Raw genomic sequence first — 9004 nt, 5'->3', positions numbered from 1 at the left:
GCCCGTCGACGAGGACGACGCACACGCGCGTCGGCGCGCGGCAGGTCGAGGGCTGCGCGCGCCGCCTCGCTCCCGATGCCCGTGGCGGTCGTGAACCGGACGCCGAGCGCGCCGGCGGCCCCCGGGAGCACGGCGGCGAGGCCGCCGAGCCCGAGGTCGGGCGCGAGGAGGCCCGCCGGGAGCGCCGGGGTGGCAGGGGCCTCGTCCGTGCGTGCCTCGCTCACCGGGCGCTGTGCCTCGCGGTGGCGCGCGAGAGGGCGCGCGCGAAGTCGACCGCGGCACGCACGGCGTCACGACCCTCCGCCTCGGCGCTCACGCGGACGACGACGTCGTCCGGCGTGATCTGCCCCGTGAGCCCGTGGTCGGCGTCGCAGCTCGGGTCCGCGCAGCCCGCGGGCTCGAGGTCGACGCGCGAGACCGCGCCCCAGCCGAGGGCGAGCGTCACCTCGAGCGGCGCGGTGCCCGCGCGGTGCTCGTGCGGCTCGGCCACGACGTGCGTGAGCGAGACGGACCGGACCTCGGCCAGCGGCACCGACTCGGTCGTGGCGGCCGCGGACGCGGAGGGGTTCTCGCTGTCGGCGGGGTGGTCGTCGACGTGCGCCGTGACGAGCCGCGTGGGCGTCAGCACGAGCACGGTGAGGTGACGCCGTACCTCCGACGCGTCGAACGTCGTCTCCGGGAGCACGAGGTGCGAGACGATCTCCTCCCCCGCGACCGCGAGGTCGAGGACGTCCGCGACGAGCTCCGGGTAGTAGCCGGCGCGGTGGAGCTGGGTCGTCAGGTCGGTCCAGGCGTTCGAGGTTGCTGAGGGCACCCGCGCATTCTCCCATCCGGCGGCCGGGCGCGGCCACCCGCCGTCGCGGCCTGTGGACGCACCGGCGCGCGTCAGCCGGGCAGCGCGCGGCGCAGCGCGTCGGCACGCTGGGCGTCGGCGAGCGTGACGCGCGCGCTGAGGACGGCCGCCTCGTGCTCGGAGACGACCACCGGGTAGAGCTCGAGGCTGCGCACCTCCGGGAGGTCGTCCGCGAGCACGGACACGCGCGCCAGGACGTCCTCGAGCGCGGCGGTGGCCACGACGTGCGTGCCCATGTACCCGAAGAGCCGCGGGGCGGCCCGCACCGAGCGCACCATGGCGGCGACGTCGACGTCGGTGAGCGGCGGCACCCCGTACGCGACGTCGCCCAGGAGGTCGACCGCGTCTCCCGCGAGGCCGAACGACACGACGGGGCCGAAGAGCTGGTCCTCCGTCGAGCGGACCACGCACGCGACGCCCGCGTCGGCCATCGCCTGCACCTCGAACGGCTGGTCGGCCGCGCCCGGCAGCACGGCCGCGAGCGCCTCGCGCATCTGCGCGACGTCGGACCGCAGCTCCGTCTCGTCCGCGATGTCGAGGCGCACGCCGCCGAGGTCCGCGCGGTGGCGCAGCCCGGCCGCCGTGCTCTTGAGCGCCACGGGCCAGCCGACGTCGCGCGCCGCCTCGACCGCCTCGTCGGCGGTGCGGACCCGGCGTGCGGGCCACAGGCGCACGCCGTAGCACGCGAGCAGGTCGGCGGTCGTCGCGGGGTCGAGGTCGACGGCGTCCCGGCCCGCCAGCGCGCCCTCGACGAGGGCGCGGGCGCGGCTCGCGTCGACGCCCGCGGGGCGCACCGGCGTCCCGTGGTCCGCCTCGCGCCAGCGGGCGTAGCGCACGACGGCGCCGAGCGCGGCGACCGCGTCCTCGGGGGTGGAGTAGGCGGGGACCCGCAGGAGCGCGTCGGACGCCCCGCCGTCGGGCGCGTCCGGGGCCGGGGCCGAGAGCTCGTCGGTGAGGCCGTGGAGCCCCAGCATGCTCGCGACGGTCGTCCGGCCCGTGCGGGCCGCCGCGAGCGCCACGGCGCGGGAGACGTCCCCACGGCGCGGGTGCACCACGGGGACCTGGACCACCACGACGACGTCGCACGCGTCGGGCGCGTAGAGCGCGTCGACCGTGGCGGCGAGCTCGGCCGTCGACGCGTCCTCGGGCAGGAAGTCCGACCGCGCGACGACGAGACCGGCCGACGACGACGCCTCCGCGACGAGCGCGGCGAGCGACGCCGAGCTGGCGAGGATGCCGACGCGGCGCCCGCGCGGGAGCGGCTGGTGCGCGAGGAGCTGGGCGATGTCGATCATGTGGTGCGTGTTCTCGGCCCGGATCACGCCCGACTGGCGCAGCATCTCCTCGAGCGTGCGCCGCGGCGCGCGGGTCGAGCGCACGGCGTGACCCGGCGGCACGACCTGGCCGGAGCGCCCGGCCGTGACGACCACGACAGGTTTGACCGACGCGAGCCGCCGCGCGATGCGCGAGAACTTGCGCGGGTTGCCGATCGACTCGAGGTACAGGCAGACCACCTGCGTCGCGGCGTCGTCCTGCCAGTACTGCATGAGGTCGTTGCCCGACACGTCCGCACGGTGGCCCGCGGAGAGGAACGACGACACGCCCAGCCCGCGCCGCGCCGTCGTCGCGAGCAGCGTCACGGCCATGGGCGCCGACTGGCTGAACAGGCCCACGACGCCGGGCAGCGGCAGGTCCTCGGCGAGCGTCGCCGCGAGCGCGGGCCGCTCGCGGGTCTCGCCCGTGCGCAGCAGGCCGTAGCTCGCGGGCCCGACGACGCGCAGGCCCGCCGTGTGCGCGACGCGCAGGAGCTCACGCTGGAGCGCGAGCCCGTCCGGCCCGGTCTCGGCGAACCCGGCGGAGAGGACGACGACGCCGCGCACCTCGAGGCGCGCGAGCTGGCGGACCGCGTCGATGGCGGCGGGGGGCGGCAGGGCGACGACCGCGAGGTCCACGGGGCCAGGGACCTCGGCGAGGGTCGCGTGCGCGCGGGGTGCCGCCCCGCCGTCAGGCTCGTCCCCGCCGGCGCCCACGACGTGGACGGTCACGTCCGGGCTGCGCACGAGCGCCGCCAGGGCGCGGTGCGCGAGGACGCGGTCGAGGGGTGCGCCGGCCTGGTCCGGCCCGTCGCCGGGCGGCACGCCGGGTCCCACGAGCACGACGCTCGTCGCGCCGAGCAGCCCCTGCATGCTCCGCGCCTCCGCGCGGTGCTCGCGGTCGGCCATGACGGCCCTCGACCGTTCCGTGGGGTCGAGGTCGACGCTCACCTGGACGAAACCGTCGTCCATCTGCTGGCGCACGTCGTACCCGGCCTCGCGGAAGACGGCGAGCATCTTGCCGTTCTGGGGCAGGACCTCGGCGGTGAAGCGCCGCACGCCGCGCTCGCGCGCCGCCGCGGCGACGTGCTCGAGCAGCACCGACCCCAGCCCTCGGCCCTGCGCCGAGTCGGCGATGTTGAAGGCGACCTCCGCCTCGCTCGTGCCCGTGCGGTCGAAGCGCGCGACGCCGATGATGTCCTCCTGCGCCTCGCCCGCCCCCGCGTCCGGCGTCCCGACGTCCGCGCCGTCGCGCGGGCGGACCGCGACGAGCGCGACGCGGTCGACGTGGTCCACGCGCGTGAACCGTTCCAGGTCGCGCTCCGAGAGCCGCTCCATGGGGGCGAAGAAGCGCAGGTAGGTCGAGCGCTCGGACTGGCCCACGTGGAACCGTTGCAACGCGTCGGCGTCCTCGGGGCGGATGGGGCGCACGTGCGTCGTCGTCCCGTCGCGCAGGACGACGTCCGCCTCCCACTCCACCGGGTACCGGTCCGGGCCCTGCCCGGCTGCGCCGCCGTCGCTCACGTCCTCAGGCTATGCGGTCCGCAGCGCGGTGCGCCTGCGCCACCCCGGCCCGACCTGGGAGGACAATGGTCCCTGGACAGCATCGCGACCCGGCGTGTCGGACGGTTGGCGTACCCTCGCGTGCGGCACGCAACCGCAGCACGTCACCGCCGGCGCACGCCGGCACAGATCCCGCGCCCTCCCGGCGCACCGAACGGCAGGAGCCCGCAGGCCCATGGCGCGCAAGTCCTCGACCCCCTCGCTCGACCCGGCCGAGGTGAACGAGAAGATCGTCGACGTCGACGTCCAGGCGGAGATGGAGACGTCGTTCCTCGAGTACGCCTACTCCGTCATCTACTCCCGCGCCCTGCCCGACGCGCGCGACGGCCTCAAGCCCGTGCAGCGCCGCATCCTCTACATGATGGCCGACATGGGGCTGCGCCCCGACCGCGCCCACGTGAAGTCGGCGCGCGTCGTCGGCGAGGTCATGGGGAAGCTGCACCCGCACGGCGACGCGGCGATCTACGACGCGCTCGTGCGCCTCTCGCAGGACTTCTCGCTGCGGCTCCCGCTCGTCGACGGGCACGGCAACTTCGGCACGCTCGACGACGGCCCCGCCGCCTCCCGGTACACCGAGGCGCGCCTCGCTCCCCCGTCGCTCGCGATGACGGCCGGGCTCGACGAGGACGTCGTCGACTTCGTGCCGAACTACGACAACAAGCTCCAGCAGCCGGACGTGCTCCCGGCGGCGATCCCGAACCTCCTGGTCAACGGTGCGTCGGGCATCGCGGTCGGCATGGCCACCAACATGGCGCCGCACAACCTCGTCGAGGTCGTCGCCGCGGCGCGCCACCTCGTCGCGCACCCGGACGCCGACCTCGAGGCGCTCATGCGGTTCGTCCCCGGTCCCGACCTGCCGACGGGCGGCAAGATCGTCGGGCTCGACGGCGTGCGCGACGCCTACCGCACGGGCCGCGGCACGTTCCGCACGCGCGCGACCGCCCGGGTCGAGAACCTCACTCCGCGCCGCAAGGGCATCGTCATCACCGAGCTGCCCTACCTCGTCGGCCCGGAGAAGGTGATCGAGAAGATCGCCGAGGGCGTCAAGACCAAGAAGATCCAGGGCATCACGGCCGCGACCGACCTCACGGACCGCGAGCACGGGCTGCGGATCGTCGTCGAGGTGAAGACGGGCTTCAACCCCGAGGCGGTGCTCGAGCAGCTCTACAAGTTCACGCCGCTCGAGGACTCGTTCGGCATGAACAACGTCGCCCTCGTCGACGGGCAGCCGCGCACGCTCGGCCTGCGCGAGATGCTCACGGTGTGGGTGAACCACCGGATCGACGTGGTCCGTCGACGCTCGGCCTACCGGCTGCGCAAGCGGTCCGAGCGGCTGCACCTCGTGGACGGTCTGCTCATCGCCATCGTCGACATCGACGAGGTGATCCAGGTGATCCGCTCGTCCGACGACACCGCGACCGCCCGCGGACGCCTCCAGACCGTGTTCGACCTGTCCGAGCCGCAGGCCGAGTACATCCTCGAGCTCCAGCTGCGCCGCCTCACGAAGTTCTCCCGCATCGAGCTCGAGAAGGAGCAGGAGACCCTGCGCCGCGAGATCGAGGAGCTCCAGGAGATCCTCGGCAGCGACGCGAGGCTCCGGGCCGTGGTCTCGGGCGAGATGGCGGACGTCGCCAAGACGTACGGCACCCCGCGCCGCACCATCCTCCTGGAGTCCGCGGGTGCCGCGCCGACCACGACCGCGGCCGTGCCGCTCGAGGTCGCGGACACGCCCTGCTGGGCGCTCTTCTCCGCGACGGGCCTGCTGGCCCGCACGAGCGACGAGACCGAGCCCGCGCGCACCGGGCCCCGCGCGGCCCACGACGTGCTGCGCGCCGTCGTGCGCACGACGGCGCGCGGCGAGGTCGGCCTGGTGACGAGCCGCGGGCGCATGGTCCGCGTGTCCGTGCTCGACCTGCCCGCGCTGCCGCCGACCGACAGCGCGCCGAGCCTGTCGGGCGGCGTGCCGCTCAGCGAGGTCGTCGGGCTCGAGCCGGGCGAGGAGGCGGTGACGATCGCCTCGCTCGACGCCGACGCTCCCCCGCTCGCGCTCGGCACGGCGCAGGGCGTCGTGAAGCGCGTCATCCCGGGCGACGTGCCGAACAACCGCGACGACTGGGAGGTCATCGGCCTCAAGGACGGCGACACCGTCGTCGGCGCGGCGCCCGCGACCGACGCGGACGAGGTCGTGTTCGTCAGCTCCGACGCGTCGCTCCTGCACTTCGACGCGTCCGCCGTGCGACCGCAGGGGCGCGCGGCCGGCGGCATGGCCGGGATCCGGCTCGCGGACGGCCACCGCGTCGCGTTCTTCGGCGTCGTGCCGGCCGACGTGCGCGACCTCGGGGTCGTCGTCACCGTCGCCGGGTCCTCGGGCGCCCTCGCGGGCACCCAGACCGGGGCCGGCAAGGTCACGCCGTACGAGCTCTACCCCGGCAAGGGCCGCGGCACCGGCGGCGTCCGGGCGCAGCGGTTCCTCAAGGGCGAGGACGCGCTGATCCTCGCGTGGGTCGGGCAGGGTCCCGCGCGTGCGACCGGTTCCGGCGGCCAGGCCGTCGACCTGCCCGAGGTCGACCAGCGCCGCGACGGGTCGGGCACGCCGCTCGCCTCGCCGGTCACGGCCGTCGGGTAGCCCGCGCCCGGCGGCTGCGGCTAGCGGCCGGGCGCCCCGAGCGGCCGTTCGAGGTCGTCCGCCCTTGCGAGTGCCCGCGATGGGCGCAGGCTCGAGGTATGGCTGGGAACCAGGGGGGCGCCGTCCGGACGCCTCGCGACGCGGACGGGGCCACGGGTCCCGTCGACTACCACGCCGTCTTCTCCGTGCTCACCGCGCCCAAGGCGGTGCTGTCTCCCGACCTCACGGTGCTCGACGCCAACGAGTCGCTGCTGCGCACGATCGACCTGCCCGCGAGCGCCGTCGTCGGCCGCCGTTACCTCGACGTGTTCCCCGCCCACGGCCCCGACGGCAGTTCCGTGGAGCGGGTCGTCCGGTCGCTCGAGCGCGTCGCGCGCACGGGCAGGCTCGAGATGATCGGCCCGCACCGGTACGACCTGCGCCGCTCCGACGGCGGGTGGACCGAGCGCTGGTGGATCACGACCAACCTCCCCGTCCTCGACGCCGGCGGGCGCGTGTCGGCCGTGGTGCACCGCGCGGAGGACGTGACGAGCGTCGTGCTCGCGCGCGGGCTCGCGGCGCCGGAGACCAGCCGCGGCGAGGTGACGGCGTGTCCCGACGAGATGTCGCTCGTCGACCGGGCGCTGCTCCTCGGCTCGTCGGTCGACCGCTACGCGGAGGTCATCACGCGCGAGCGGCGTGCCGCGCTCGCGCTCCAGGACTCGGTCCTCACGCCCCCTCCCGACATCCCGGGCCTGACGATCGACGTGCGCTACCGGCCCGCCGTCCCCGAGGTGCACCTCGGCGGTGACTGGTACGACGCCTTCGCGCACCCCGACGGCGACACGACCGTCGTGGTCGGCGACGTCACCGGTCACGACGTCGCCGCCGCAGCGCACATGGGCCACCTGCGCGGTGTCCTGCGCTCCGTCGCCTTCGCGACCGACGCCGGCCCCGCCGCCGCCCTCGACGCCGCCGAGGCGACCGCCGAGGGGCTCGGGCTCCAGGCCCTGGCGACGGTCGCCGTCGCGCGGATCGGGGCACCCGGACCGGGCGGTCGGCGAGGGCTCTGCTGGGCGAGCGCCGGGCACGTTCCACCCGTCGTGCGGCGTGCCGACGGCACCGCCCACCTGCTCGAGGCGCGCCCCGCGCCGATGCTCGGCATCGGCCTCGGCGGCGGCCGGGCGGAGCACGAGGCCTCTCTCGGCCCGGGCGACGCCCTCGTGCTCTACACCGACGGGCTCGTCGAGCGCCGGGACCGCTCGCTGCGCGACGTGCTCGACGAGCTCCCCGCCCGCGTCGAGGCGCTCGGCGACGTGCCGCCGCACGAGCTGCTCGACGCGCTCCTGGCGGACCTCGTGCCCCACGGCGCGCAGGACGACGTCGCCATGGTCCTCGTGCACGTCGACGCCGTCGCGGACGGCCGTCCTGACCCCGACGAGGGGCCTCCCGCCGATCTCTGAGCCTGACCGTCCGTCCCCCGGAGCGGTGCCGGCGCATGGGGGCGCGGTGGAGGCAGGTACTGCCAGACCCCTGTTGGAGCGGGACTCCCAGCCGGCTGCCGACCCGGTGTCGAATGGTCACGACCACAGATCCCTCGGCAACGGAGAACTCCTTGAAGGCCACCGTCATCTACGGCGCGGGCGACGTCCGCGTCGAGACCCGCCCCGACCCGACGATCGTCGAGCCGACCGACGCCATCGTGCGCGCGGTCCGCGCGTGCGTCTGCGGCTCCGACCTGCACCCCTACCGCTCCATGGCGCACACCGACCAGGGAGTCCCCATCGGGCACGAGCTCCTCGGCGTCGTCGAGGAGACCGGGGCGGCCGTCACGACGGTCCGCCCGGGCGACCTCGTCATCGCGCCGTTCGCGTGGTCGGACAACACGTGCCCCGTGTGCCGCGACGGGTTCCAGACCGCCTGCCCCCACGGCGGCTTCTACGGCAACCCCGGCGACGTGGGCGGCCAGCAGGCCGAGCTCGCGCGCATCCCGCTCGCCGACGGCAGCCTCGTCGCCGTGCCGGACGTCGACGAGACGAGCCCGCTCCTGCCGTCGCTGCTCACGCTCTCGGACGTGTATCTCACCGGCTACCACGCGGCGCACATGGCGCGCGTGTCCGCGCGGACGACCGTCACCGTGATCGGCGACGGCGCGGTCGGGCTGTCCGCCGTGCTCGCCGCGCGGCAGATGGGCGCCGAGCGCATCATCCTCATGGGCCGCCACACGGCACGGACCGACCTGGGGCGCGAGTGGGGCGCGACCGACGTCGTCGCCGAGCGCGGCGCCGAGGGGATCCAGCGGGTCCTGGACCTCACCGGCGGCCTGGGCACCCACGTCGTGCTCGAGGCCGTCGGGCACATGCCCGCCTACGAGCAGTCCTACGGCGTCGTGCGTGCCGGGGGCGTGATCAGCCGGGTCGGCGTCCCGCAGTACGACGACGCGCCGGTCGGCTTCGCGTCGCTGTTCGGCCGCAACATCACGCTCACCGGCGGGCCCGCGCCCGTCCGCGCGTACCTCGAGGACGCGATCCCGCAGGTGCTCCGCGGGGATATCGACCCGGGCCGGGTGTTCGACAAGACCGTCGCGATCGACGACATCGCCGAGGGCTACGCCGCGATGGACCGCCGCGAGTCCCTCAAGACGCTCGTCGCGTTCTGAGCCGTGTCCTG

General features: G+C 75.5%; 4 protein-coding genes and 3 pseudogenes. 4 read left to right on the top strand and 3 right to left on the bottom strand.

From position 1 onward, the window contains the following. From FB00_RS18240 to FB00_RS18230, 3 genes and pseudogenes are all read right to left on the bottom strand, one after another. A pseudogene (locus FB00_RS18240) lies at window positions 1–224 on the bottom strand (hypothetical protein); the annotation flags it as partial. Next, the gene (locus tag FB00_RS18235; protein WP_047234333.1) at window positions 221–814 is read right to left on the bottom strand and encodes a DUF5998 family protein; all 594 of its coding nucleotides are present in this window, start codon (window positions 812–814) and stop codon (window positions 221–223) included. The gene FB00_RS18235 and the pseudogene FB00_RS18240, both read right to left, overlap by 4 nt. Before the next feature lie 71 nt (window positions 815–885). Then, entirely contained in the window at window positions 886–3690 is a 2805-nt protein-coding gene (locus tag FB00_RS18230; RefSeq protein WP_047234332.1) for a GNAT family N-acetyltransferase, read from the bottom strand. A gap of 214 nt (window positions 3691–3904) precedes the next feature. Between FB00_RS18230 and FB00_RS18225 the strand changes: the two genes are divergently transcribed. From FB00_RS18225 to FB00_RS23265, 4 genes and pseudogenes are all read left to right on the top strand, one after another. Then, complete coding sequence (locus tag FB00_RS18225) at window positions 3905–6355, top strand: DNA gyrase/topoisomerase IV subunit A (protein WP_047234331.1); 2451 nt, start codon at window positions 3905–3907, stop codon at window positions 6353–6355. 98 nt (window positions 6356–6453) lie between these two features. After that, window positions 6454–7797 (top strand): PP2C family protein-serine/threonine phosphatase, encoded by a 1344-nt coding sequence (locus FB00_RS18220; protein ID WP_047234330.1) that lies wholly within the window; start codon window positions 6454–6456, stop codon window positions 7795–7797. A gap of 35 nt (window positions 7798–7832) precedes the next feature. Continuing rightward, window positions 7833–8345, top strand: a pseudogene (locus tag FB00_RS23270) (alcohol dehydrogenase catalytic domain-containing protein); the annotation flags it as partial. Between the two features lie 57 nt (window positions 8346–8402). Further along, window positions 8403–8993, top strand: a pseudogene (locus tag FB00_RS23265) (zinc-binding dehydrogenase); the annotation flags it as partial. Window positions 8994–9004: the final 11 nt, after the last annotated feature.

The sequence above is a fragment of the Cellulosimicrobium funkei genome (assembly GCF_001019615.1).
In the GTDB taxonomy this organism is placed as follows: Bacteria; Actinomycetota; Actinomycetes; order Actinomycetales; family Cellulomonadaceae; genus Cellulosimicrobium; species Cellulosimicrobium cellulans_E.
The sequence above is the reverse complement of the archived record's forward strand: the minus strand, read 5'-3'. Positions and strand labels throughout refer to the sequence as shown.